This window comes from Mucilaginibacter sp., from assembly GCF_039935595.1.
GTDB lineage: Bacteria > Bacteroidota > Bacteroidia > Sphingobacteriales > Sphingobacteriaceae > Mucilaginibacter.
The window spans coordinates 1-25,868 of sequence record NZ_JBDTJZ010000226.1 but is presented as its reverse complement, the minus strand read 5'-3'; the positions used below and the strand labels follow the sequence as shown (position 1 = coordinate 25,868).

At 41.9% G+C, this 25,868-nt stretch carries 25 protein-coding genes, 1 tRNA gene and 1 pseudogene; 13 read left to right on the top strand and 14 right to left on the bottom strand.

Going from position 1 to position 25,868, the window contains the following annotated elements; translation table 11 throughout:
* Nucleotides 1–20: 20 nt before the first annotated feature.
* The 3 genes from ABI367_RS16440 to ABI367_RS16430 form a co-directional block, all read right to left on the bottom strand.
* Complete coding sequence (locus tag ABI367_RS16440; RefSeq protein WP_462228134.1) at nt 21–587, bottom strand: L-threonylcarbamoyladenylate synthase; 567 nt, start codon at nt 585–587, stop codon at nt 21–23.
* Nucleotides 580–1,566, bottom strand: coding sequence for a lipopolysaccharide heptosyltransferase II (gene waaF / locus ABI367_RS16435; protein ID WP_462228133.1), 987 nt, complete (start codon nt 1,564–1,566; stop codon nt 580–582). Before waaF ends, ABI367_RS16440 begins: the two co-directional genes overlap by 8 nt.
* A gap of 86 nt (nt 1,567–1,652) precedes the next feature.
* Entirely contained in the window at nt 1,653–2,468 is an 816-nt protein-coding gene (locus ABI367_RS16430; protein ID WP_462228132.1) for a 2,3,4,5-tetrahydropyridine-2,6-dicarboxylate N-succinyltransferase, read from the bottom strand.
* 96 nt (nt 2,469–2,564) lie between these two features.
* Here ABI367_RS16430 and ABI367_RS16425 point away from each other — a divergent pair, with 96 nt between their 5' ends.
* Nucleotides 2,565–2,984 (top strand): RNA-binding S4 domain-containing protein, encoded by a 420-nt coding sequence (locus ABI367_RS16425; RefSeq protein ID WP_462228131.1) that lies wholly within the window; start codon nt 2,565–2,567, stop codon nt 2,982–2,984.
* Between the two features lie 62 nt (nt 2,985–3,046).
* Here the strand turns inward: ABI367_RS16425 and ABI367_RS16420 are convergent, their stop codons facing one another.
* From ABI367_RS16420 to ABI367_RS16410, 3 genes are all read right to left on the bottom strand, one after another.
* Nucleotides 3,047–3,349: a GIY-YIG nuclease family protein gene (locus ABI367_RS16420; RefSeq protein WP_462228130.1), complete on the bottom strand. Its 303-nt coding sequence runs from the start codon at nt 3,347–3,349 to the stop codon at nt 3,047–3,049.
* A 57-nt stretch (nt 3,350–3,406) separates the two neighbouring features.
* Nucleotides 3,407–3,880, bottom strand: coding sequence for a nucleoside deaminase (locus tag ABI367_RS16415; RefSeq protein ID WP_462228129.1), 474 nt, complete (start codon nt 3,878–3,880; stop codon nt 3,407–3,409).
* An 88-nt stretch (nt 3,881–3,968) separates the two neighbouring features.
* On the bottom strand, nt 3,969–4,562 hold the full coding sequence (locus ABI367_RS16410) for an OmpH/Skp family outer membrane protein (RefSeq protein ID WP_462228128.1): 594 nt from the start codon (nt 4,560–4,562) through the stop codon (nt 3,969–3,971).
* Between the two features lie 340 nt (nt 4,563–4,902).
* On the opposite strand from ABI367_RS16410, the gene ABI367_RS16405 reads away from it, so the two are divergent.
* Nucleotides 4,903–5,550: a PH domain-containing protein gene (locus ABI367_RS16405; protein WP_462228127.1), complete on the top strand. Its 648-nt coding sequence runs from the start codon at nt 4,903–4,905 to the stop codon at nt 5,548–5,550.
* A gap of 26 nt (nt 5,551–5,576) precedes the next feature.
* On the opposite strand, the gene ABI367_RS16400 is transcribed toward ABI367_RS16405, so the two are convergent.
* Nucleotides 5,577–6,104 carry an acyl-CoA thioesterase gene (locus tag ABI367_RS16400; protein ID WP_462228126.1) on the bottom strand — a complete coding sequence of 176 codons (528 nt, stop codon included), beginning with the start codon at nt 6,102–6,104 and terminating at the stop codon, nt 5,577–5,579.
* 102 nt (nt 6,105–6,206) lie between these two features.
* Between ABI367_RS16400 and ABI367_RS16395 the strand changes: the two genes are divergently transcribed.
* From ABI367_RS16395 to ABI367_RS16385, 3 genes are all read left to right on the top strand, one after another.
* Nucleotides 6,207–8,459 (top strand): S9 family peptidase, encoded by a 2,253-nt coding sequence (locus tag ABI367_RS16395; protein ID WP_462228125.1) that lies wholly within the window; start codon nt 6,207–6,209, stop codon nt 8,457–8,459.
* Nucleotides 8,460–8,561: 102 nt separating this feature from the next.
* The gene (locus ABI367_RS16390; protein WP_462228124.1) at nt 8,562–9,140 is read left to right on the top strand and encodes a YceI family protein; all 579 of its coding nucleotides are present in this window, start codon (nt 8,562–8,564) and stop codon (nt 9,138–9,140) included.
* Between the two features lie 142 nt (nt 9,141–9,282).
* Nucleotides 9,283–9,816 (top strand): hypothetical protein, encoded by a 534-nt coding sequence (locus ABI367_RS16385; protein WP_462228123.1) that lies wholly within the window; start codon nt 9,283–9,285, stop codon nt 9,814–9,816.
* A 27-nt stretch (nt 9,817–9,843) separates the two neighbouring features.
* On the opposite strand, the gene tamL is transcribed toward ABI367_RS16385, so the two are convergent.
* On the bottom strand, nt 9,844–12,252 hold the full coding sequence (tamL, locus tag ABI367_RS16380) for a translocation and assembly module lipoprotein TamL (protein WP_462228122.1): 2,409 nt from the start codon (nt 12,250–12,252) through the stop codon (nt 9,844–9,846).
* Between tamL and ABI367_RS16375 the strand changes: the two genes are divergently transcribed.
* The 4 genes from ABI367_RS16375 to pgmB all read left to right on the top strand — a co-directional run bounded on the left by ABI367_RS16375 (nt 12,243) and on the right by pgmB (nt 14,119).
* Nucleotides 12,243–12,992: a TrmH family RNA methyltransferase gene (locus ABI367_RS16375; RefSeq protein WP_462228121.1), complete on the top strand. Its 750-nt coding sequence runs from the start codon at nt 12,243–12,245 to the stop codon at nt 12,990–12,992. The genes tamL and ABI367_RS16375 overlap by 10 nt on opposite strands.
* 47 nt (nt 12,993–13,039) lie before the next feature.
* Nucleotides 13,040–13,110, top strand: a tRNA-Cys gene (locus tag ABI367_RS16370).
* Between the two features lie 30 nt (nt 13,111–13,140).
* Nucleotides 13,141–13,314, top strand: coding sequence for a spore protein (locus ABI367_RS16365; RefSeq protein WP_460694055.1), 174 nt, complete (start codon nt 13,141–13,143; stop codon nt 13,312–13,314).
* Between the two features lie 154 nt (nt 13,315–13,468).
* Nucleotides 13,469–14,119, top strand: a complete 651-nt coding sequence (gene pgmB / locus ABI367_RS16360) for a beta-phosphoglucomutase (RefSeq protein WP_462228120.1) — start codon at nt 13,469–13,471, stop codon at nt 14,117–14,119.
* A 3-nt stretch (nt 14,120–14,122) separates the two neighbouring features.
* Here pgmB and ABI367_RS16355 read toward each other — a convergent pair whose 3' ends face one another.
* Together ABI367_RS16355 and ABI367_RS16350 are read right to left on the bottom strand one after the other, a co-directional pair.
* Nucleotides 14,123–14,278: a hypothetical protein gene (locus ABI367_RS16355; RefSeq protein WP_462228119.1), complete on the bottom strand. Its 156-nt coding sequence runs from the start codon at nt 14,276–14,278 to the stop codon at nt 14,123–14,125.
* Complete coding sequence (locus ABI367_RS16350; protein ID WP_462228118.1) at nt 14,265–14,729, bottom strand: type II toxin-antitoxin system VapC family toxin; 465 nt, start codon at nt 14,727–14,729, stop codon at nt 14,265–14,267. The genes ABI367_RS16355 and ABI367_RS16350 overlap by 14 nt, the downstream gene beginning before the upstream one ends.
* 139 nt (nt 14,730–14,868) lie before the next feature.
* On the opposite strand from ABI367_RS16350, the gene ABI367_RS16345 reads away from it, so the two are divergent.
* On the top strand, nt 14,869–17,145 hold the full coding sequence (locus tag ABI367_RS16345) for a glycoside hydrolase family 65 protein (RefSeq protein WP_462228117.1): 2,277 nt from the start codon (nt 14,869–14,871) through the stop codon (nt 17,143–17,145).
* 116 nt (nt 17,146–17,261) lie between these two features.
* On the opposite strand, the gene ABI367_RS16340 is transcribed toward ABI367_RS16345, so the two are convergent.
* From ABI367_RS16340 to ABI367_RS16325, 4 genes are read right to left on the bottom strand one after another with little or no spacing between them, the layout of a single operon-like run.
* Nucleotides 17,262–18,902: a tyrosinase family protein gene (locus ABI367_RS16340; RefSeq protein WP_462228116.1), complete on the bottom strand. Its 1,641-nt coding sequence runs from the start codon at nt 18,900–18,902 to the stop codon at nt 17,262–17,264.
* Nucleotides 18,892–19,377, bottom strand: coding sequence for a hypothetical protein (locus tag ABI367_RS16335; protein WP_462228115.1), 486 nt, complete (start codon nt 19,375–19,377; stop codon nt 18,892–18,894). The genes ABI367_RS16340 and ABI367_RS16335 overlap by 11 nt, the downstream gene beginning before the upstream one ends.
* 26 nt (nt 19,378–19,403) lie before the next feature.
* Nucleotides 19,404–19,829, bottom strand: coding sequence for a hypothetical protein (locus tag ABI367_RS16330; protein ID WP_462228114.1), 426 nt, complete (start codon nt 19,827–19,829; stop codon nt 19,404–19,406).
* Nucleotides 19,830–19,869: 40 nt separating this feature from the next.
* Nucleotides 19,870–20,514 carry a DJ-1/PfpI family protein gene (locus ABI367_RS16325; RefSeq protein WP_462228113.1) on the bottom strand — a complete coding sequence of 215 codons (645 nt, stop codon included), beginning with the start codon at nt 20,512–20,514 and terminating at the stop codon, nt 19,870–19,872.
* A 274-nt stretch (nt 20,515–20,788) separates the two neighbouring features.
* Here ABI367_RS16325 and ABI367_RS16320 point away from each other — a divergent pair, with 274 nt between their 5' ends.
* The 3 genes and pseudogenes from ABI367_RS16320 to ABI367_RS16310 all read left to right on the top strand — a co-directional run.
* A complete protein-coding gene (locus tag ABI367_RS16320; RefSeq protein ID WP_462228112.1) occupies nt 20,789–22,507 on the top strand; it encodes an alpha-amylase family glycosyl hydrolase in 1,719 nt (572 codons plus the stop codon).
* A gap of 163 nt (nt 22,508–22,670) precedes the next feature.
* Nucleotides 22,671–25,130, top strand: a complete 2,460-nt coding sequence (locus tag ABI367_RS16315) for a glycoside hydrolase family 31 protein (RefSeq protein WP_462228111.1) — start codon at nt 22,671–22,673, stop codon at nt 25,128–25,130.
* A gap of 156 nt (nt 25,131–25,286) precedes the next feature.
* Nucleotides 25,287–25,868: pseudogene (locus ABI367_RS16310) on the top strand (1,4-alpha-glucan branching protein GlgB); the annotation flags it as partial.

Below are 25,868 nucleotides of genomic sequence, written 5' to 3'. Positions count from 1 at the left end.
AATCTTAATTCTTGCTTCTGTTACCTTCTTATAAATTCAAACCTGCCATCAGGCGCCAGTTTCATAATGGTCGACGGGTTTTTTATTTCCATGCTGTGCTGGTCCAAATCCACCACATAATCCACGCCATTAATTATTTCGGCATCTATCTGCCCAAAATATTGCGGCGATGGCTTGCCGCTTATATTGGCCGATGTTGATACCAATGGCTTACGCATACGCTGAATTAGCTGCTGGCAAAACGGGTGCGATGATATACGGATACCCACGCTGCCATCTTCGCCGATTATTGCCGACGATATGTTTTTAGCACCGGGCATAATTAAAGTAAGCGGGTTTTCGGCAAATTCTATCAGGTCATAAGCCAAATCAGGCACCTCGCTTATGTAGCTGGGCAGTTTGGCATCTGTGTCTAATAACACCAACATGCTTTTAGCTTCGCTACGTTGCTTAAGTTGATATATTTTTTTTATAGCTTCGGTATTGGTAGCATCGCAGCCAATACCCCAAATGGTATCAGTAGGGTAAAGGATGATTCCGCCTTCCTGTATTACTTTTAAAGCTTTTGCTACTTCGTCCTTAAGCATGTTTTAAATATAAACTTACCGCGTTAATAATTTGTAGTTCGTCCAATAACTCCATACACTTTGGTATGCCGTATAGTTTGCACGTGTTGCGCACGCACGGTTCGCATTCTAATTTACCGGCACGTATAACCGTTGAATTATTTTTATTATAGGGTGCTGTATTTTCCTCATTACCCGCGCCAAATAAAACTACTGTTGGCGTGCCCACACTATTGGCCAAATGCGCCGGACCTGAATCAGTAGTAAGCAAAACTTTCGATTCGGCCATTAAATTAGCTAACCCGGCCAGGTCTGTTTTACCCGCATAGTTTTCAAACTGGCTTGGCTTATCGGCTGCTTTTACAAACTGCTCCACATACTCCGCGTCCTTTGGCGACCCAATAAATGCAAAGGTAACATCCGGGAAATCATTTGTAAGTTTATTTATTAAATCAATGCCTTTAACCACCGGCATACGGCGCGATTCAGCTTCCGAGTTTAAGTTAATTAAAACGCGTTTGCTATTTGGGTTGCTTATTTCGGCGTTTAGTTTTACCTGTGGGTTGTCAATTTTCTTGCCGGTAAATTGCTCCAGCAGGGCCAGGTATTCTTCAACCCGGTGTATGTTTACAGGTTTTTTACAAACTTTGGTCAGCAAAAAAAAGCCACCTTCTTTACCGAACCCAATACGCTTTTTTGCCCCTGTTGCCCAACCCATCATGGCTGATGAAATAGAATCGGGAAGGGTGAAAAACAGGTCGTATTGTTCGCCACGTAAACTTTTGCCAAATCGGTAAACACCGCCCAGTCCGCTATATTCTTGCTTTGAAAAAGGGTGAATTTTATTGAGTCCTGGAATTAATGCGGCTATACCGCTCAATTCTTTTTTGATGATCACATCAACCAAAGCATCAGGATAAAGCTGTTTAACCGCCGCGATGAAAGCCGTACTCATAACCACATCGCCAAGCCAGTTAGGTAGCCTTATCAGTATTTTCATGTTTTTGAGATTTGAGATGTTAGTATTGAGATGTGAGATTTGAGATAAGGGATCATGTCTCAAATCTCACATCTCAATACTCACATCTAAACTGCAACATTATTCTCTCTCAACGCGTCATTTAACGACGTTTTTTTGTCGGTTGATTCTTTACGCTTGCCTATTATAAGGGCACAAGGCACCTGGTAATCGCCGGCAGGGAATTTTTTAGTGTATGAGCCTGGTATTACTACCGATCGTGCCGGTACAAAGCTTTTATATTCAACAGGGGTAGAACCCGTAACATCAATAATTTTAGTCGACGCGGTTAATACTACATTAGCGCCCAATACGGCTTCATGTTCCACATGCACCCCCTCAACTACTATAGCGCGCGAGCCTAAAAAGCAGTTATCCTCAATAATAACCGGTGCCGCTTGCACAGGCTCTAAAACACCGCCAATGCCTACGCCGCCACTTAGATGAACATGCTTGCCAATTTGCGCGCACGAGCCTACGGTTGCCCAGGTATCAACCATGGTACCTTCGTCAACATAAGCACCAATGTTTACGTATGATGGCATCATGATAACCCCTTTGGCCAAATAAGCGCCATAACGGGCAGTAGCCATGGGCACCACACGTACACCTGCTTTTTTGAAATTGGTTTTAAGCTTCATTTTATCATGAAACACAAACGGGCCAACTTCAATTTCTTCCATCTGGCGGATGGGGAAGTATAGTATTACGGCTTTCTTTATCCAGTCGTTAGTATGCCAGCGGTTGCCTATTAGTTCGGCAACGCGTATCTCGCCTTTGTCTAACCGTTCAATAATGGTTTCAACGGCGTTAATGTATTCGTTATATTCCAGTAGTTTCCTGTCTTCCCAGGCGGCTTCAATTAATTTCTTCAGATCTTGCATTGGTAAATTTAAACTTTTGACAAATTAAAGAATTTTTTAGGGATTTTGTTTAAACGAAACTTACGAAGTCTTTAAGACTTTGTAAGTTTGTACTCGATGCCCGAAAAAGAAAAACTCCGTATAGATAAATATTTATGGTCCATCAGACTGTTTAAAACCCGTACGCTGGCATCTGATGCCTGTAAAGCAGGGCGCGTAAAGCTGGATGGCAACAATATCAAACCATCGCACGAAGTGAAAATTGGCGAGGTTTACCAGGTATCAAAAGGTCCTGATCGTAAGATAATTAAAGTAACGGGCTTGCTGGAGAGCCGTACCGATGCCAAAACCGCCGTTGGCTTTTATGAAGATATTACTCCGGTTGAACAGACACCGGCATTTAAATCAATGTTTCAGGCCCCGGTGCTTAAACGCGACAGGGGTACGGGCAGGCCAACTAAACGGGACAGAAGGGAGATTGATGGCTTACAGGAGGGATTTTTTGAAGTTAAAAAGGATGAAGGGGAGGAAAAATAATTTCTCACTGTCATTTCGATCGAGGTACGAGGAGAAATCTTATAAAACTATACAGGTAAATGTTATTCATTCACTTCATAATTTAAAAACTTCCAATTTGGATTAACTGTTTCTATCAATTTGTCTTTCTTTTCCCTTCGGTACTTCTTTATTTCCTTTTCTCTTTCGATAGCATAGTCAATGTGCGTAAAGTGCTCGTAGTAAACTAAATTATAACAGTAATATTTCCCGGCAAAAGTTTTAGGATTGCCTTTGTTTTCAGTGTGCTCGAATAATCTCCTTCTCAGATCATTGGTAACGCCTACATATAGTACTGACCTATCCGGATTAGTAGTTATATAAAAGTAAAAATTATAGTTCCACATAGCTTATCGCTTGTATAAGATTTCTCCTCGTACCTCGTTCGAAATGACATTTTGTGACTAATACTCCTTTCTTCCCTCAAACTCGCTCCACAACTTAAACGCGTTCAAAGCTTCGTCGCGCATAAGTTGCACTATGGGTAGTTTGCGTTTGTTCAATGCCTTATCCAATTCTTCATATATAAAGGCATCATCAAAACCTATGGCTGCGGCATCGGCTTTGGTATTGGCATAATATATTTTATCAATTCTTGCCCAATAAATAGCAGCCAGGCACATGGGGCAGGGTTCGCAGCTGGTGTAAATTTCGCAGCCCGATAGTATATAAGTGCCCAACTCCTGGCAGGCCAGCCGTATGACCAAAACTTCGGCGTGTGCCGTAGGGTCGTTATTAGGTACCACTTTATTGGAGCTGCGTGCAACAACCATCCCATCTTTTACAATAACGGACCCAAATGGCCCGCCGTTGCCACTTACTACATTGTTTTCGGCCAACTCAATAGCCATCCGCATAAAATCCTCGTGCTTGCTCATGTCTTCTCCTATAAAAAAGAAAACCTCAACTTTAAGCTGAGGTTTTGCATATTAAAATTAAATATTTTTTAGCATTTGCACATCTGCATTATTTTCTCTCTTTCGCGTAAGCTTCGTTCAGTTGCTTAACCACATCGGCGGTTACATCTAAAGATGGGTCGCCGTATAAAACAGTAGGGTTGGCTTTTGAATAGGTTAAAACCAGTTTATAACCTTTGTTTTTAGCGTAGGTTTTTGCAAAATCAGCTATCTTGTCATAAAGCTTACCATTCTCGGTAGCCTGACTGTTTTGAAAATCAGCCGAAGCATTTTGCTGGTAAGTTTGCAGTTCCTGTTGCTCGCGTTGCAGGCGCTGCTCGGTTTTCTGTCGCTCATCAGCAGCTAAAGTAGCCTGTTTCTTTTGGTAATCAGCAACCTCACGCTGAAATGCCTGTCCCTTTGAAGCAAGGTCGGCCTGGGCTGATTTTTCTTTTCCCTGCATACGCGTGCTCACGTCTTTTGCATATTCATATTTAGTTAGCAAGGTATCAGAGTTTACATACACTATCGCTTCTTTATCAGCAGATGGTGGCGTAGTTGCCGCAGTAGTATCGGCAGTTTTATTTTTATTGCAGGCCGTTATGCTGCCGGCAACTAATAAACCCAGGGTAATTTTTGTAAAAAAAGAAGCGGTAGTTTTCATTTTAATGTTTTGTTTCAGTTTGTATAACTTGTTTTTGCTTTATAATTGGTGCTTTGCAGTATGTATTTGTGCAAAGGATGTTTTAGTATTATTACTAAAAAAAAATTTCACAAATATAAACTTTAGCTTCAAGTATCCTAATCATTTTACAGGGTTACTCACCCGGTTATCGCTATGCTCGACCACCCTCTCTGCGGCTTGCCGCAGAGAGGGTGGTTTATTTTCTTAATAATCCTCTTTCCACCGAAGGTGAAAAGGGTCAACGAGTGAAACGATGTCGGGGTGAGTGAAACTAACAGAATTTCATTATTTTTGCAACCGCATAAATAGAAATAACACTATGATAGATAAATTTTTGCATGACGACCAGGACCCTAAAGCGGTTGAAAAGGTTTACAAGCGTTTGATTGATTTGCTAACCACCGGCGAAGAGATATTATACATTGCCACGCAAAAAAAGCCGTTGGTAAATATTTTGCCTGACTGTATTGCGCTTACCAATAAACGGATATTGTTTTTTACGCCGGCAAACCTCGGTCTGTCTATAAAATTTGTTGATTTTGTTTGGAAAGATATTGTTGACGTAGCCACTAAGGAAGAAATTATTGGTGCCGTGTTTAGCATACAAACCACAAACGGGTCGGAGATGGGGGTTGATTACCTGCCTAAAATACAGGCGCGTAAACTTTACCAATACGCTCAGGAACGTAAAGAGTCCGAACGCGAGGCCCGACGCCTGCGCGATCTGGAAGAAAAACGTGCCGAATCAGGAGCTGTACAGTTTGAAAACCCTGCTGCATCGGCTATGGCTGCTTTTCATGCCGCTCCACCTGTACAACCAACTGCGCCAGCTGCACCTGTGCAGGAAGCACCAAAAGCAGATGAGCTAACTGAAAAACTGAAAAAATTAAGAACACTGTTTGATAACGGCCTCATATCGCAGGAAGAATATAACCATAAAAAACTGGAGCTGTTAAGCGACCTGTAACCGTAGAGACGCAACATTTTGCGTCTCTACACTCCCTCCTCCGGGAAAAACAAGGCTCTTAACTCCGTCGCCTCGCTCGGTTTCATCTTACCACCCAAAATCAGCCTTAATTGCCTGCGACGCAGAGCGCCGTCATATAAAATGATCTCTTCAGCAGTTTCGGGCACAATCTCCGGTACCGGTATTTTGCGGCCCTCTTTGTCCAGCGCTACAAATGTATAATAAGCCTCGTTACTCTTAATACGTGTGCCTGATGGTATGTTTTCGGCCCATACATTTATACGCACCTCAACCGAGGTGTTGAATGCGCGGGTCACCCTCGCTTCAATGGTTATCACATCGCCCAGCTTAACCGAGTGTTTAAACGATACATTATCAACCGATACTGTTACCGCTACATAATTGCAATGTTTTTGGGCTGATATGGCCGCGGCAATATCCATCCAATGCAATAAACGCCCGCCCATCAGGTTATGCAGCATATTGGTATCATTGGGTAATACCAACTCGTTCATTACGGTATGCGACTCTTTGGGCGTCTTAGAAAGTATCATGGTATATTGTTTATTGTAAATATACGTTTAATGCCTAAAGTGTTTTAATAATTGCGCAAATGCCCCAAATCTGTTAGCTTTAAAAACTGATTTTATTAATTTATGATATTTAACAAATCCATCATGCGCGTAACCGGCGCGCTGCTGCTATGCGGCATATCTTTTTCGAGCCTGCGGGCACAAACCAAACCGGAATATACTTCATTAATTGATGCTATGCGCGCCACATCAAGGTTGCGCGGCAAACCCGGCCCCGAGAGTGTTAACTGGATAAATGGCGGCCAGAAGTACTCGTATATTGTTAACGACGAGATACGCTCCATGGAGCCCGCAACACTTACAGACGAACTGGTGTTTACCAACAAGGGCCTTAACTTTCCCGGTACTACAAAACAGTTTGCATACGAATCATTCCAATGGTCGCATGATTCCAAGCACCTGGTTTTTCAGTCGGATTTCAGGCCAATTTACCGCCGGTCGGGCATATCAAACTACTTTGTATATGATCTGGCTACCAAGCAACTTAAACAGGCTGCTAAGGATGCCCGTACGGCCGAACTTTCGCCCGATGGTAAAAAAGTTGGGATAGAGCGTAATGGCAATATGTATGTATATGATTTTGCTACCGCGAAAGAAAAACAACTTACCCACGACAAGACCAGCGAGAACGGCATATTTAATGGACATTACGATTGGGTTTACGAAGAAGAGTTTGGGCAGGCACAAGCCTGGAACTGGTCGCCAGATAATAAGTACATTGCTTACTGGCAGTTTGATGAGCGTAAAGTGCCCGATTTTGAGATGACCAATTTTGAAGGGCACCATAATGATAATATCCATATTTCTATCCCGCAGGTGGGCGATGCTAACCCTACCGTTAAAATTGGTGTGGTTGATGTGGCCACCGGTAAAAATATATGGTTAAAGCCTGATGAAACCGGCGATTACTATACTCCGCGCATTTACTGGACAAGTAACCCCGATGTACTGGCGCTGATGACACTTAACCGTGCGCAGAACCACATGAAGCTGTATTTCTTTAACGTAAAAACCGGCGAGCATCATGTGGTATTAGATGAGAAAAATACGACCTGGGTAGCCATATTTGATTTTTATACTGATGTGAACGATATGGTTTACTTTCCGGAGAAAGCGAAGGAATTTTTTTGGGTGTCTGATCGCTCGGGTTATTACCATATTTACCGTTACAGTTATGACGGTAAGTTAATAAACCAGGTTACCAAAGGCGATTGGGATATGATCAAGGTATCGCGCATTGACCCGCAAACGCAAACCATTTATTATTTATCTGCTGAAACGGGGGGATTAGACCAGCAATTTTATTCAATTAAATATGATGGTAGCCAAAAAACCAAGCTGTCAGATATAAGCGGGTTTCATGATATTGATATGTCGCCGGATGCTAAATATTACCTGGATAAGTACAGCAATATTACCACCCCCTTGCATGTGGCTTTACGCAACAATAAAGGTACGCAGCTTAAAATGCTGGAAGATAACGCGGCTGTAAGTGCCTTTGTGACCGGGCACGCCTACTCAGCCCCCGAGTTTTTTAACTTTAAAACTACCGATGGCGTAGCGCTGGACGGATATATGATCAAGCCTTTCAACTTTGACCCTAATAAAAAATATCCGGTGGTGATGACTGTGTACGGTGGTCCCGAATCGCACGATGTTTTTAATAAGTTTTATACCGATGGCTGGCAGCAATGGCTGGCGCAGAACGGGTATATTGTGGTTGATGTAAATAACCGCGGCGTAGCCAATTACGGCAGTGCTTTTATGAAGGTGGTATATAAGCAATTAGGCAAATGGGAAAGCAATGATTTTGTGGAAACAGCCAATTATGTAGCCAAAATGCCATTTGTGGATGCCGGTAAAATAGGCATTATGGGTACCAGCTATGGCGGTTACAGTACTGTTTACAGCCTGCTTACTCACCCTGGTGTGTTTAAGGTAGGCATAGCCAATTCGCCGGTTACCGATTGGACATTGTATGATGATATTTATACAGAACGATATATGGGTACAATGCCTGATAATGCAGCAGGGTACAAAGCAAGCTCGGCCATGACCTATGCTGGTAATTTAAAAGACCATTTATTGCTGATACACTCCATGAGCGATGATAATGTGCACCCGGCCAATACCATGCAGCTAATAACCGCGTTAACTGATGCAGGAAAGGACGCCGAATTGCGGATATATCCAAAAGGGGCACATGGCGCAGCTTATAATAGCCAAAGTTCGGTACTGATTAAAAGTGTAGGCTTTAATTATCTGGAGCGATATCTTAAAGGGAATAATAATTTACCTAACCTGAATGCCAAATAAAAAAAACATGCCAAAGTCGCAGTATGGATGTTTAAACAAGTATTTTAAAAAGTATAGAACAGAACTATATTTTTGATGAAATACATAACATATATTCAAAAAATGAAAAAGATATTCGCCTTTTTAACTATTGCAGCATTAACGGTATCTACGGTTATTGCTCAGTCTACCTGGAAAGTAGATAAAGCCCACGCGCGTTTACAATTTACTATTACGCACCTGGCGATATCAGATGTTGATGGCTTTTTTAAAGATTTTGATGTAACCATTGTAAGTGCTAAACCCGATTTTAGTGATGCTAAAATTACCTTGGTAGTACAAACCGCATCGGTTAATACCGATAATAATAAACGCGACACACACCTTAAAAGCGACGAATTTTTTGACGTAACTAAATATCCTACCATGAATTTTGTAAGTACTTCGGTTACCCCAACCAGTGCGGGCCACTTTAAACTGGTAGGTAATTTGACACTACACGGTGTAACCAAACCGGTTACTATGGACCTTTGGCACCGCGCAACTATTGTAAATCCGCAAACTCAAAAAGAAAGCGCAGGCTTTAAGGTTACAGGTTCTATTAAACGCTCTGACTTTAACTTTGGTCGGGGTTTCAGATCACCTATATTGGGCGATGAGGTAACTATTACTGCCAATGGCGAGTTTGGTAAAGCAAATTAAGGTAGTTGAACAGGTTTATTAAGTTGATTGGGTGAGTAGTGCTACATTCGTCTAATTAAAACTAATTTTAGAAAGTCGAGTTGTAAACAAATTATAACTATTCACTTAATCAACTTAATAAACCATTAACTACTTTTATAAAATGAAAAGGATATTATTCGTTTGCCTGATGAGCTTTTTTACAGGCAGCTTTGCTTTTGCCGACACTGTATCCATTAATCATTTTATGGTTAAGGAAAACCCCTTTGCCGAAAGCGAAATAGCCATTGTAGCTACCGACTCATTGAACAATATTCGCGAGGATGTAAGTGGCAGGTTTAGTTTTACGCTGAACGGTTTTCAGCAGGAAATGGTATTTGATAAAGGCACCGCCTTTTATCGCCATAAAATAGAACGATCGACCTTTTTGTATGTTAAACATGTTAATGATTCGGGCACACATTCATTACTGTATTACATATACAAGCATGATAGCAAGCTAACGCCTATACATATTAGCTGGCTACTGCTGCTGGCCATACCTATTGGCTTAATTTTACTGGCCTATATATTTAAACGGTTTATTATTATTGCTATAGTAATATTCTGCATCTTTTTATATTTTAACCATCATAACGGTTTAAGCATTCCAACCTTTTTTGAAAGTATTTTTGATGGATTGAAAGGGGTTTTTTGACAGATGTACACATATCTGCATATCCGATCAAAACGGTAACCCTATACCGAAATTTAGCTGCATAAAGCCATAAGTATCGCCGCGTATGCTTCCATCTGGATTGATACCTGTACTGTTGGCCTTTTGGAAGGCACGTTTAAAGTCGCCCGTTTTAAATAATTCATCCCCATGCCTGATGAGCACCCATTGTTCGGCACCGTTAAACTGAGGGTCCTTAAACTTAAAGGCAGCATCCAGCCTGAACACAAAGAAACCCAGGTCAAATCTTAATCCGGTGCCTATGCCAATAGCGGTTGATTGCCACAGGTTACCAAACTTGAACTCGCCGCCGGGGTTTTCTATTTGTTTATGCAGCCGCCAAACATTACCCGCATCCATAAACACGGCACCTTTTAACACCGATCCAAAAAAGTTATTGGCTATTTTGTATCTGTATTCGGCATTGGCAACCAGTTTTATTTCGCCAAACTGGTCCAGATACTTCAATCTACCCCTTATAGTATCGGCAGTAGCGCCTACACCATAGCTGGCACGGTTAAACTCGCCGGGTCCCAATGTACGGGGTAGCCAGGCGCGCATGTCATTAGCGCCGCCGGCATAAAAATTCTTTTCAAAAATAAGCTGGTTACTGTTGCCGTAAGGTATGCCTATACCCGGGTTTATACGGAAGATAAACTGGCGCTCGCCACCCAGGCTATGGTAAACTCTAAAGTCTATCTCGGCTTTTGTGTATTGTGCAAAGGCGTAACCAAAAATAGTACGCTGGCCCAATGAATCTTTCGCGGTGTTTAAGGCACGGCTTATACCCGATAATACATTGCCTCCAACATCAAGAGAGCCGCGGAAATAGGTAAAATTTTTATAGGTGTTTAACTGATTAGCGTTTACCTGATAAGTATATTGGCTACCGGTTGTAAATACGGTGCGACCTATCAAATAAACGTACGAGTATCTGCCGTTACTCAGTAACTGCCTATAAGCGTCCGGATCAATAGTACCTTTTGAATATTCAATACTGATAGGCGTAACGCTATGCGATTTATTGGCCGTTTCATAAAAATCATACGTAACCGATGTGATAAAGCTTTTGCGCTCCACTAACCCTTTCTGAAAAAATAAAGAGTAATTGGTTGAAAAAGTAGTATGCGGTACGCCGTATTTGCCCGGTTTGGCAAAATTAAAAGGAGAAATTATGCGCGGATATGCCAGGCTGGCACCTATTTTAAACTCCTGGTTCTCCACACCGCCGGGATCAATGGAACTTGTGCCGTTATCATATAATACGCTTGCATTAAACTTTACCTGTAATATGGCCGCCTGTTTAAATATATTGCGATTAGTAAAAGTATTACCCAGGTTATAACCGTAACGGCCGCCGCTAAACAAAAACTCGCCCTCAACACGGTCAGACATTTGCTTAAGCGGAACAATATCTATTTTGGTATCCAGCCGGTTGGTACTATCAGCCAGTTTAATATAGGTTGGGTTAGGCACGTTTCTGAAAACGTTTAACTCAGACAGGCGCGATGTAGTAAGCGTTTGCCTGTCTACATCATATATCTCTCCTTTTTTCTGAAAAATATAATCAGTTACCACATGTGGCTTAAACAGGCCCGAGTAATCAACAAACCTGAATTGCGAATCAACTTGTATAGTATCAACGGGCTGTTTTAAGTAGGCATTGTTACCGTTGTAATTACTTTTTTGTATAGTTATCAGTGTGTTGTTGATAGTGTATACCGGATGCTGCGTTTTATTTGGAGGATTATCAATAATAGTTTTTATATCTGCAACACTGCTGTTATAAGTAGTGTCGTAATTAAAATTCATATATAGTCGGTTAAAATCGTAATAACCATTACGTTTCATCACCTGGAAAAACGCGTCACGGTCTGCCGCAAGACTATCGGTATCAAAACGCCCGCCCGGCTGCACATGCGATAATTTACGGCGATAGGTTTGATACAGGTTTGACACTTTTTTATCAGCAATACTGTCATCCAGTTTACGGAACCTAAACATCGGGCCCTGTACCGCGGTAAACACCAATTCGGCCTTTTTATTTTTGATAACAACGGTATCGGTAACTTTTGCCTTTAAATAACCCTTGCTTTGTATAAAGCGCTCTATCTGGTAACGCGAATATTCAACAAGACTGCTATCTAAAATGGCGGGTGGTTCGCCAATATTTTTCTTTCCGTTTTTGCTGAACAGGTAATAAAATTGCAGGTTAAGTATGTTATTGGGCTGCTGTTGCTTGTCCACATAGTTTACAGCGGCCTCGGCAAACTCCTTATCCATGCCCTTGATAGTAATTTTGCGTACTAATGCTTCATTAGGTTTAAGGCGGCGGGTTATACTGCAACCTACAGCGATAAAAACCAGAAGAATACTTAATATTGTAAGGCGGAAATTATACAGTTTATATGCTTTCAAAGTCAAAAATCAGTTTATTACAATCCTTACAACATAAAAAATTTCGCAGGGAACACGGCGCATTCCTGGTTGAGGGCTATAAATCTGTAAGCGAATTTATAAATTCTGCCTACACTATTGAAGCTGTTTACCATACCAACGCTATTGCCCCAAAAGTGCTTAATTTATCGCACAAAATAAATTTTGAGGAAATTTCGACAAATAATATCGAAAAAATAAGCGCTTTAACTACCCCACCCGATATTATAGCCCTGATAAAAATACCCCAATGGCCTGCTATAAAATACAGCACATTGCAAAAAAAGTTTTCGCTAATATTAGATGGCATACAAGATCCGGGTAATATGGGCACCATTATACGTACGGCCGATTGGTTTGGCATTGCGCATATCATCTGCTCGGATGATTGTGTAGATGTGTACAACCCCAAGGTAGTGCAGGCTACCATGGGTTCATTATCGCGGGTAAATATACATTATACTGATATTGCTGCGATAATAGCCGATGTTAAACTGCCCGTTTTTGGCGCTTTACTTGATGGCGAAAATATTTATAATACCAATTTTGGCACCGAGGGATTAATTGTAATGGGTAATGAGGGTAATGGGCTGCGCCCCGATATTATTAAGCTGGTTAATAAAGCGGTAACTATCCCCAGGGCAGGCAAGGCCGAATCATTAAATGTGGCCATAGCTACCGCGATTTTCTGTTCGGAGATAAACAGAAATAACCTTAAATAAATGTTGGCAAGCAATAAATAATTGCTATTTTTGCAATCCTTAAAAATGGTCGGGTGGCCGAGTGGCTAGGCAGAGGTCTGCAAAACCTTTTACAGCGGTTCGAATCCGCTCCCGACCTCGAGGTTAACAACATTAAAAAAATAAAGTCATGGGCGTAACACGTTTAAAAAGAAAAGACAGAAGAAATAAAACTACTTCAAGGTTAGAAGTACAATTCTTAAAAAATGCTACCAATTTGGAGCCGGGAAGCCGTTCAGCAGAGAAAAAAGGCAACCAGATAGCTAAAAACAACGAAGTTTTAGCTAAAGTAGCCGGTAAATAATTGTAAGGGCGCAATACTTTGCGTCTTTGTTATATGATATATCAAATCCTGTTGGTTATAAACCGGCAGGATTTTTTTATGGGGTTTTTTAAGCACTGTGGTCCTTTTTTCATAAATTGAGGGCTGTTTACTAATGCTTAGGGTCGCAAACAAAATGAATAATATACAAGCCTGCCTTTTTGACCTTGATGGGGTTATTGTTGATACTGCTATTTATCATTATAAAGCCTGGAAACGGTTGGCTAATGAGTTAGGTTTTGATTTTACCGAAGAGCAAAACGAACTGCTTAAAGGCGTTAGCCGTGTGCGGTCGTTAGAAATTATATTAGGCCTTGGCGGCATTACCAAAACCGATGCCGAAAAAGAAGAGTTGGCTACCCGTAAAAACGACTGGTATGTGGATATGATAACCCGCATGAAACCTAATGAGGTATTACCCGGCGCGCGGGAGTTTGTACAATCCTGCCGCGATGCCGGACTAAAAACCGCGCTTGGCTCGGCGAGTAAAAACTCCATGACCATCTTAGAAAAAATAGGGATGGTTAACCTGTTTGATGTCATTATTGATGGCAACAAAGTAACCAAAGCAAAACCCGACCCCGAAGTGTTTTTAAATGGTGCTAAAGAGCTGGGTATTGACCCGGCCAACTGTGTAGTGTTTGAAGATGCCATTGCGGGCGTAGAAGCGGCTATTAACGGCGGAATGAAGGTAGTGGGCATTGGGTCGCCGCAAGTGCTGGTAGGGGCTAATTTGGTGGTGAAGGGTTTGGGGGAGATGAGTGTGGAGAGATTGCAAGCTCTTTAAAAATTACAGTTTAACCGTTTTTAACTTTTGTTCGCTTAAATACTTTTTTAATTGCGGTAACGACATGCCGGAAATGTCTTTAGATATTTTTTCCTTTATAGTTCTAAACGTTTTTACGGTATCAAACTCTTTATCATCTATTTGCTTAGTCGTCTTCATAACTAACAATATCTTTTGGTGAACGAATCTCTATTGTTGTATATCCTTTACGCAAATTTACAGAATTATAACCACGAATTCGATATACATTAACAATGTGTTTAAAATTCCAGCTAACTAATATGTCGGCCTTGTTTGTTGTAGCCAAAGCGATATGAATACAGTCGTCAAAACTGGTTTCGCCAACAACCTTTTCACTAATATATTGTCTGGCAAGTTCAAGGCTATCAGATGTAATTTCAACAAATTCTAAATTTTTAGCAGGTAAAGATTCAAAATAGTCACTTACTTTTTTTGGCGCGTTATTCAATTCTGCAATAGTCAGATCAGAATACATACATGTTATCTCTCCTAATTTCACCTTTTCAAAAAGTTGTAAAGTAGGTTCTTCAAACTCTGTATCGTACACCCCTCCAAAAACAGATGTGTCAAAATAAAACCGTTGTTTCATATCATAAAGGTATTAATTGTTATAATAGTTATATTCGAAACAAATCAAATTCTTCCCATGAGGGAGGGCTTTAGATTAATTTAATAGCAACAATCACAATATTAAAGTCTCCTTTATCAGGGGAGATTTAGACTAGCTTATGAAACAATACTTCAAACTCGACGAGTGGAAAATAATTGAAGAAGGCTTTAATGCCGAACACCAGCAGATAGCCGAGAGCGTTTTTAGCTTGGGAAACGGGCGCATGGGTCAGCGTGCCAATTTTGAGGAAGCCTACAGTGGTGAAACCCTACAGGGCAATTATGTAGCCGGCGTTTACTACCCCGATAAAACCCGCGTAGGCTGGTGGAAAAACGGCTACCCCGAATATTTTGCCAAGGTGCTTAACGCTGCTAATTGGATAGGTATTGATATAATAATTGATGGCGAACAACTGGACCTGGCTAAGTGCGAGGTGGCTAGCTTTCGCCGCGAACTCAATATGAAGGAGGGGTACCTGAAACGAAACTTTCGCGCTAAAACAGTCAACGGTAAAGAGGTTGAGGTAGAGGCCATCCGTTTTTGCAGTATGGCTGATGACGAAACCGGGGCCATAAAATATACTTTAACCCCAATCAACTTTAACGGCCCCATAACCATTACGCCCTATATAGACGGGGATATAAAAAACAAGGATGCCAACTACGATGAAAAGTTTTGGGACGAAGTTAAAAAGCAAGCAAATCCTAATGGCGGCTATGTACAGTTAAAGACAAAAAAAACAGGGTTTGAAGTGGCTACAGGTATGCTTTTCACTATTTCGCAGGAGGGAAAGGTCCGGCCCGTTGAAAAGGAAAAATATGTTGCCGCGAAAGTCGATTTACTGGCTGAACAGAGCAAACCTATTACCATTATCAAGTACGCCGCTAATTTATCATCGCAGAATTATAAGGCGGAGAATTTGGTTGAACAATTGAACCAGACCCTTGATCGCGTTAGCAAAAAAGGATTTGATACCATGCTGGCCGAACAAGCTGCCGCATGGGCAGCAAAGTGGAAGCATAATGACATCATTATTGAGGGCGATGTGGCCGCGCAACAGGCTATCCGTTTTAATATTTTTCAGCTAAACCAAACATATACCGGCGAGGATGACCGGTTGAACATTGGGCCCAAAGGCTTTACCGGCGAAAAATATGGCGGCTCTACCTATTGGGACACCGAGGCCTATTGTGTGCCGTTTTACCTGGCTACCGCCGACCCGAAAGTTACCCGTAATCTGCTGCTTTATCGCTATAAGCAATTGGGCAAAGCAATTGAGAATGCGCAATTATTGGGCTTTAAAGACGGCGCAGCGCTATACCCTATGGTTACCATGGATGGCACCGAATGCCATAACGAATGGGAAATAACTTTTGAAGAGATACACCGTAACGGCGCTATCGCTTATGCTATTTATAACTATGTGCGCTATACAGCGGATGAGGCTTATTTGGAAGATTATGGCCTGGAAGTGCTGATAGCTATCGCCAGGTTTTGGTCGCAAAGGGTTAACTGGAGCGAGGCTAAACAACAATATGTTATGCTGGGCGTTACCGGGCCAAACGAGTACGAAAATAATATCAATAACAACTGGTACACCAATACGCTGGCCGTTTGGTGCATGCAGTATACGCTGGATGTGATAGTCAAAGTGAAGGCTGCCGATAGTGCTAAATACAACGCGCTGATAAGTAAGATCAGCTTTAATGAGGGGGTGGAATTTGCCAGATTTACGCACATCATTCAAAACATGTATTACCCGTATGACGAGCAGCAGCAAGTGTTTTTGCAGCAGGACGGTTATTTAGATAAGGAACAGATATTGGTTAAAGATATCCCCATTGGGGAGCGCCCGCTTAACCAAAAGTGGAGTTGGGACAGGATATTGCGCTCCTGCTATATCAAACAGGCTGACGTATTGCAGGGCATTTACTTTTTTGAGGACAGGTATGATATAGATACCATACGCCGCAATTTTGATTTTTACGAGCCGCGTACGGTGCATGAATCATCGCTTTCGCCATGTGTGCATGCCATACTGGCCGCCAAACTGGGCGATGAGGCACGGGCATACGAATTTTACCTGCGCACCTCGCGACTGGATATTGATGACTATAACAACGATACCGAAGACGGCTGCCATATCACCTCCATGGCCGGCACGTGGATGGCCGTGGTTGAAGGCTTTGGTGGTATGCGAGTAAAGGATGGTAAGCTATCATTCAATCCTTTTCTACCGGATAAATGGCAATCCTTTTCGTTTAACGTAGGCTTTCGTGGGGCATTGTTAAATGTTAAAATAAGCAAGGCCGGAGTGGATATTAAGAATTTATCGGATACGCAAATTACCGTTTTGGTGCATGGGGAGGAGCGGGAGGTGAAATACTCAGGATAAGCCTAATAATATTAATAATTTACCATTGGCAACTCTTTTAGAGACAAAAATAAATCCATGCAAAAAAAGCGAAGGACCGAAAAGGACCTCCGCTTTTTAAAACAATGAATAATCATTTAAATGATCTCCATTTTAAAACTGGTTGCCTGCACACCATCACTGCGCAGGTTATTGGTTGGCTGACCCGATAGTAAGCCATCGCGCCCATTTATTTCTACATTAACATTACTAAAATTGCTGTCGGTTAAACTTTTAAGCAGCTTTCCGTCTGTTACCGGTAATTTAAAAAATGCCTTAACTTCCAGGTGCGTTTGGCAATTGGCGCAATACTTTGAGTTCCACCGGCTCAATACGGCCTCGGTGCCTAAGTGCAATTTTTCGCCGCCAACAGTAACAAATGCCGATACCATAAATGAACCTCTGATAGGTGCTTTATTGATGCGCGAAACCTTAATTATCTTACTTTCAAAAGCATCTTTCTCTGCTTTCAACGCTGGTTTTGCAAGTTCATCCAACGAACCTGGGCCATAAGTGAAACCCATTTGTTTTTCGATATTAATACAATCTAACGAGGTATAGGTGCGCTCCTTACCATTTATATTTAATTTGAACGGATCAAGCGGGCTTTCCAGCGTTAGCCATGAGTTTGGCGCAAAGCCGGGAGTTGGCCCCTGGTTGTCAACTGTATTTGTTCCGGGATATTCGGCAATAATTTCCAGCTTATCGGTAAAGCCATGTTTTTTTTGCCATAGCCAAAACATACGGTCAACATTGCAATGATGGAAGTAGAAAATAGGGTCTAAACCGGCGGTATCATTTTCGCCCATATCTCCGTTTGAGCCCGCTATAGGTGACCTATCGTAGCCAGGTACATCGCATCCGCCAACGGCCAAATGGATACTATTATGTGGTGATTCTAACGGGACTACTACTTTATAAGGATCAGTATTAATAGGCTGTCCGGTTTTCGGGTCTATGGTTTGTCGTTCAGCATTCCATTCATTAGCCGATGTTGTATTTGAAAAAACGGTATAATTGGGTGCGTTTAGGCAATCCCTAAATTTTTGGGCCACATTGGTCTGTATTTTTTCACCATTCACAATAATATAGCTGTTTAACCAGTTCAGTATATTTTCATTCAATATCTCCACATTTTTATCATAGTCAGGATACTGAGCGTTATGTGCATTTGTTGCGTCAATTTCCTGTTGGCTGCCTACTAACCCCGATAAAGGATAACGAACGGTTTCATACAATTTTGGTTTCGAGTAATTAGGATTATCTCCGCTTATATGGTCGGTAATATTTATGGGGAATACAAATGAGCGCAAAGGGTTAGGTATCGTAACACCGTCAAGTTCAAAATCTTTAACCGTTAGCGGCCATGGAATTCCTTTAGTGCGCGAGTACTCGTCAGTTTCGTCCCAAAACGGCAGCATTACATCTGCACATCCGGGGATGCTTTGCAATGCTTCCTCTAATATAACCAGATATGCACGGTGCCATGTAGGGAACAATACATTACCGTGGTTACAATAGCCGCCCCAATAACTACTATTTCCCCAACCTGCCCCACGAAAAGGCTCTCCATGAAATCCGCCTATTTTAAAAAACGATTTCAAGTTGTCATAGGGTAGTTCTTTTATGCCTTTCCAGGCACGCATTAAATTTTCAAGCGGTTTTTTGTTGCCGGCTTCATAGTCTTTTTGAAGTTCGATGAGCGATCTGCGCACCTTTAGTTGTTTTTTACTTGTCATGATGATAAAGTTTTGTTATGTTTTTAATTTGATTTAGTATAAGTGCATCACCCAAATTATTAAGTAGCGATCCTGATATCAGCAACACCATGCCGGGAATTGGCACCCATTCTTGAGAAGGGAAAGACAACTTGCCGGATATAATAATTACAGCCCCTAAAACACTTACCGCAAAGGGTATATACCCTTTTTGTGGTATTTTCCGGTAGATCAAAAAAAGGTGAATAGCCAAAAAAGACAGCAGTACAGGCAGCAACCAGGGCATATATGGCAGCCTTGCTAAACCCACACTACTGAACATGCTCATATAAATTGCCCAGCAAAACGGGCATTTCGGAAAAAAAGCAATTAATATGCTCATTGATATCGATGGCAGCGATCGGGTAGTTTGCTTTAGGGTTGAAGTTACTGGCGGCGTAGGGGTATCCGGTGCATTGCTATGGCAGCATGGATGCACTTCGGTAGGATTATTCATGTGTTAAGGTTTTAGGTATTACTTGTTTAAGTACTTTGAATTACCGCATAAAAAGAACAAACCACCCCTGCAGGAGCAGTGCCGCCACTACCATTTGGGTGTGCGATTGCACGCGTTACGCTGCCGGTAATTACAGGTATCTGGTCAATACCATTGGGTATTTGAGGCACCAAATAGGCCAGATAATCATAAACCCATGGTGCGCCGCTAACTATACCCGAGCCCTGGAACCATAAAGTTGCCGGACAACCATATTGAATGGAGCCTTTTAGCACCAGTTCCCATCCGGTATCATAAATCCTTCCGGAAATAGCATTTGATTCAGATATTTTGATTTCGAGATTTCCCCGGCCAAATTCTAGCGAATCAAATGTAGCGGCCAGATCAGGGTTGTTTAAAAGGCTGCGGTATGTGTACGTGCCGGAACCGGGTTTTTTGTTGTTGATTGACATTGCGATTGGTTTAACTTAGGGTTTATTATTAGATTAACTTTTAGATACTGAAATAAGGTGGTAAAATGGTAAACGGCGGCAACGGTGCTTCGCGGTTATAAACCATTACATCCGCGGTTTGCTGCGCGATGATGGTGTTATCAAGCCTTTCAATCAAATATAGTGCGCCGTCAATTCCGGAGGTGATGCCACCTGTAGTTATGATATTGCCATCCGCTACATATCTGACATTTTTTTCGAAAATAACGTCTGGATATTTGTTATGGGCATCGCTGATGGAAAGGTAATGTGTAGTTGCCTTTTTGCCCGACAAAATGCCGGTTTGGGCCAAAGTAAAAAAGCCAATGCATACTGACATAATTATCCTTTCCGGATTCTCGCACATCGCTGTTAACCAGGTAATAATCGTTTCATTTACCTGCTTGTTAATAATGCCTGGAATAACAATAATGTCTGGGTTAGGGCAATTAGTAATGTCATATTTCGGCACTATAGTAACTACGTTACCTTCGCTTATAATTGCATCCATCGTAGCTGATACGGTATAAACGTTGTAGCGATTGCCATTATACCGGTTGGCGTGAAGAAAAGCGTCTAATGGCCCATTCATATCAACCAATTCAACGCCGTCATAAATTAATATAGCAACATTAAGTTCGTGGTCAGTTGAATTTGAGTTTAACATGATAAAGGTTTAAATATGTGTAAAAGATAAAACAGGAGCAACTCTGTATTTAACCTATGTGATAATAAAAGTTAAACTAAAGATAAAATTAAACTTTTATATTTTTCCTAATCTGTTTGCATTTATTTTTGATTTATTTCGAAATATCACAGGATATTCCTACTGACGGGTTGAAGACTTTGTATATGAGGTGCCGAAATAAATTCGGCATGACTTAACCGTTGTTTATTTTTTTACCATATTTAACTTTTTAAGTTATACCCGGTAATTTTTAATGCAACCAACCCACACCAACAACAAACTCATCATATACCAACTATTGCCGCGCCTGTTTGGCAATACCAATACCACTAACAAATACTATGGCTCGGTTGAAGAGAACGGCGTAGGCAAGCTCAACGATATTAATAATACTGCCCTGCAGGAAATTAAGAAAATGGGCTTTACCCATGTTTGGTATTGCGGGGTAATTGAGCATGCCACCATGACCGATCATTCGGCATTCGGCATTAAACCCGACGACCCGGATGTGGTAAAGGGGCGCGCCGGTTCGCCGTATGCTATTAAAGATTATTTTGATATTGACCCCGACCTGGCCGTTGATGTACCCAACCGTATAGCCGAGTTTGAGGCGCTGGTAAAACGTACGCATGATAACGGGCTCAAGGTTATTATTGATTTTGTGCCCAACCATGTGGCGCGTACCTATCAATCAGATAAAAAACCCGATGGCGTGCGCGATTTTGGTCAGGACGACCATAGCAATAAAGCCTTTGACGTAAATAACGATTTTTACTATATGCCAGGTGAGTACTTTGAAGTACCGCATGGCTATAACCCCGGTGGGGATGAGTTTGTTAGCCCGCTAAAGGATGGGGAGTTTCACGAATATCCAGCCAAAGTAACCGGTAATGACGTTTTTAACGCACACCCGTCAATAAGCGATTGGTTCGAAACCGTTAAACTGAACTACGGGGTTGATTACTCTAACGGGCAGCGGTATTTTGACCCGCCGCCGCCTTTATGGAACAAGCTTTACCGCATACTGCATTACTGGACACAAAAAGGGGTCGATGGTTTCCGCTGCGATATGGTAGAGCATGTGCCATTTGAGTTTTGGGGATGGCTGGTGCCTAAACTGAAAGCCGAAGTGCCCGGTATATTATTCATCGGCGAAGCTTATGATAAAAACAAATACCGCGATTATATTTTTAAAGGCAAATTTGATTATTTGTATGATAAAAGCGGATTGTATGATACCGTGAGGCGATTGACCACTGATCCGTACAACAACTCAACCTGGCAAATAAACGCCGTTTGGAACTATGATACTAATGGTGTTGAGGAGCATATGCTACGTTTTATGGAAACGCATGATGAACAGCGCATAGCGTCGGAGTTTTTTGCCGGCGATGCCTGGCACGCCGTACCGGGGATGATACTAACCGCTACTTTATCAACCGGGGCAGTGATGATATACAATGGCCAGGAGGTGGGCGAGCCCGCCAACATAGCAGAAGGTTTTAGCGACGGCGATGGCCGCACCAGTATATTTGATTATTGCGGGCTGCGTGAGCATCAAAAATGGCTGAACAACGGACAGTTTGATGGCGGCGGCTTATCTGACGATCAGAAAAAATTGCGTAATTTTTATTGTACCCTGCTAAACGCGGTACAAAATAACGAAGCCCTGCAAACAGGCAAATTTTATGAATTGATGCTAGCCAACCAAAAACGAGGCGGATTTGACGAACGAATTTACGCATATCTGCGTTATAATACTGATCAGCAAATATTGATTGTGGTAAATTTTGACCGTAATGAGCGTCAGTTGCAGATTGTTTTGCCCGGTGATTTAGCAGATAGTTTAAATTTAAACGGCCAAAAAGAATTAACCGACCTGTTAACGGGTGCAAAATACTCCACAAGCGACATAAAAGCGGGGATAAATGTCACTCTTGCGGGAATGGACGGTGTGATTTTGAAATTTTAATTGGGTCATTATTGCGATTTTACTAAAAATTTGAAGCTTTTGTTATTTTCAACGCAATTTATGGCGCATTTATTGAATAAAAATCGTTTATTAGCTATTAGAAACAGCATTACCCCAATATTGATTAGATGGTTGTGGCGATAAACACACATTAAAGTTATTTATGGAAGAGAATATACAAGATCCGGAGTTGTTGGCCAATAGATTACTTGAAGATGAAGAAGAATTTCATCACCTTAATAATCCCGCCGAGGCCATAAAGCCCATTATAAAAAAGTACCTGGGCATTCCAAAATCTGTGGAGCAGGCAGAGAACAAATTTTACTTTACTGATGGGGATGCTAAGGTTGAAATAGTAGTTATAACAGAGCAGGTTATAAAAGTGAGGCTTGCGCCACATGGTGTTTTTTTAGAAGAGTTTTCGTACGCGGTACCTAAAATAGTCACAAAAAATGTAGCGTTTACCTTGTTTGAGGATGATAACGAATTCAGGATATCAACCAGCGCGGTAAGTTGCCATATACGCAAACAGGACTTTTTTATCTCATTTTCTGACAACGAGAATAATATTACCAGTGCTGACGCGGTGCCCATGCATTGGGAGGAAAACATAAAATTTGGCGGATACTACGTGTTTTGCACCAAAGAGTGCCATCCCGAAGAAAGCTTTTTTGGCCTGGGCGATAAACCCACCGAGCTTAACCTGCGCGGCAAGCGTTTAAAAAATTGGAATACTGATGCTTATTCGTTTGCATGGAATCAGGACCCGCTGTACCGCAGCATCCCTTTTTACATCAGCTTAAATGATGATATAGCGCACGGTATCTTCTTTGATAATACCTTTAAATCGCATTTTGACTTTGGAGGCGAGGATAAAACCAAAACCAGTTTTTGGGCCGATGGCGGCGAATTGCAATATTATTACATACATGGTCCGCACATGATGGATGTTGTAAAAAGCTATCACCTGCTTACAGGTACACACCCCATGCCGCCGCTTTGGGCGCTGGGTTATCATCAATGCCGCTGGAGTTATTATCCGGAGGCTAAAGTGCGTAAAATAGCTACCGGTTTCCGCGAGAATCAGATACCTTGCGACGGTATATACCTTGACATTGATTATATGGATGGGTACCGCTGCTTTACATGGAACAAAAAATATTTCCCCGACCCGAAGAAAATGATAAGCGAGTTGGCTGCTGATGGGTTTAAAACGGTGGTGATTATTGACCCCGGTATACGTGTGGACGATAATTACTGGGTATTTAAAGAAGGTAAGGAAAACCGGCATTTTTGCCGCCGCAGCGATGACTATTTTATGGAGGGCCACGTATGGCCGGGCCGCTGCCAGTTTCCTGATTTTACCAACCCTGATGTACGCGAATGGTGGGGCGGCTTATTTGAGGGTTTAGTTGAAGCGGGTGTAGCCGGTGTTTGGAACGATATGAATGAGCCGGCTGTATTTGGCGCGGGTACTTTCCCGGATGATGTGCGTCACCAATACGACGGGCAACGTGGGTCGCACCGAAAGGCGCATAACGTGTATGGTATGCAAATGGTACGCTCAACCTACGAAGGTTTGCGCAAACTGATGAAAAATAAGCGTCCGTTTACTATAACCCGCGCAGGATATTCAGGCGTGCAACGTTATGCTTCCGCCTGGACAGGGGATAACGTAGCCTCGTGGGAGCATTTAAAATTAGGTAATATACAGTGCCAGCGTATGTCAGTTTCGGGCATACCATTTGTTGGTACCGATATAGGCGGATTTAGTGGTGAGCCTGATGGCGAGCTGTTTACCCGCTGGATACAAATGGGTACGTTCTCGCCATTTATGCGGGCGCACTCAGCAGGCGATACCAAGGAGCGTGAGCCATGGAGTTTTGGCGAGCCGTTTACCAGTATCAATCGTAAATTTATTGAATTGCGTTACCGCTTGCTGCCTTATATGTATTCGGCATTTTGGGAACACCATCGTTATGGCTTCCCTATTTTAAGGCCGGTGGTAATGCAGGAACAGGAAGTATTAAGCAACCATTTCCGCCAGGACGAATTTACTTATGGCGATAAGATATTGATATGCCCGGTTTTAGAGCCCGGACAAAAAAGTCGTAAAGTGTACCTGCCAAAAGGCAACTGGTATAATTTCTGGACCTATGAGGTAGTGGCCGGCGGCAAAGAAACCGAGGTTTTAACACCGCTAGAAACTATGCCTATTTTTGTAAAAGCGGGCTCAATTATACCTGAATATCCGGTAATGCAATATGTAGGCGAAAAGGAAATTGAAGAGGTTATATTGAATGTTTATTATAGCGATTATGAAGCTAACTCCTTCCTGTTTGAAGATTATGGCGAAACATTTGCTTACGAGCAGGATATTTATTTAGAGAAAAAATTTGCGGTTAGCGGTACTAAAACCAGCTTTGTAATTAATCAAAGTATGGAGGGTTTATATAATCCGCGTTATGAAAACTATGCGTTTAATATTATTGGTTTGCCATTTAAACCATCAAAAATTATGGCCAGCGACGGCAGGCCGATAACCGATTTTACCATTACGAAAGATGGTTGCCTGCAGATGAAATTCAGTAAGAATTTTAAACGTCTGGAAATAAGTAAGTAGGACTAGGATTTATAGGATTTTTAAAATTATCATGATTAGACTTACAAAGGTTTTAAAAACTTTGTAAGTCTTTTTAGTTTATGGTGTGTACAAAAACAATATTGATATATTTGATTGTTACATACAAATGCTAATCCCCGTAAGGGGTACTTGATTATGGCCAAAAAAGCAACTTCCACTTCTACCGAACCAGCAAAAACAACAGTAAAAAAGGCGACTAAAGCTACAGTACCAAAATCTGCGACTGCGAAAAAAACTATTCCTGCCGTAATTGTGCAAAAATATAATGTGCATCCTTACAGTCGTTTTACTAATTTTGATATCGAACTATTTAAAGCCGGTAAGCATTATAAGCTGTACGAAAAACTGGGTTCGCATGTAGTAGAGCATGATGGTGTGGTGGGAACTTACTTTGCAGTATGGGCACCCAATGCCAAGTTTGTATCGGTAATGGGGGGCTTTAACGGCTGGAACCGTGGCTCGCATGGTTTGTATATCCGTTGGGATGGATCGGGAATTTGGGAAGGGTTTGTACCTAACATTGGTAACGGAGAAGCTTATAAATATTTCATCGCCTCAAATACCGGTGAGGACCTGGAAAAAGGCGATCCGTTTGCCTTGCGCTGGGAAGAGCCGCCGCGTACAGCATCCATAATTGCCGATACTTTTTATGAGTGGAATGATAAAGCGTGGATGAACACCCGCTTTGAACATAACGGGCTGGATAAACCATCCTCG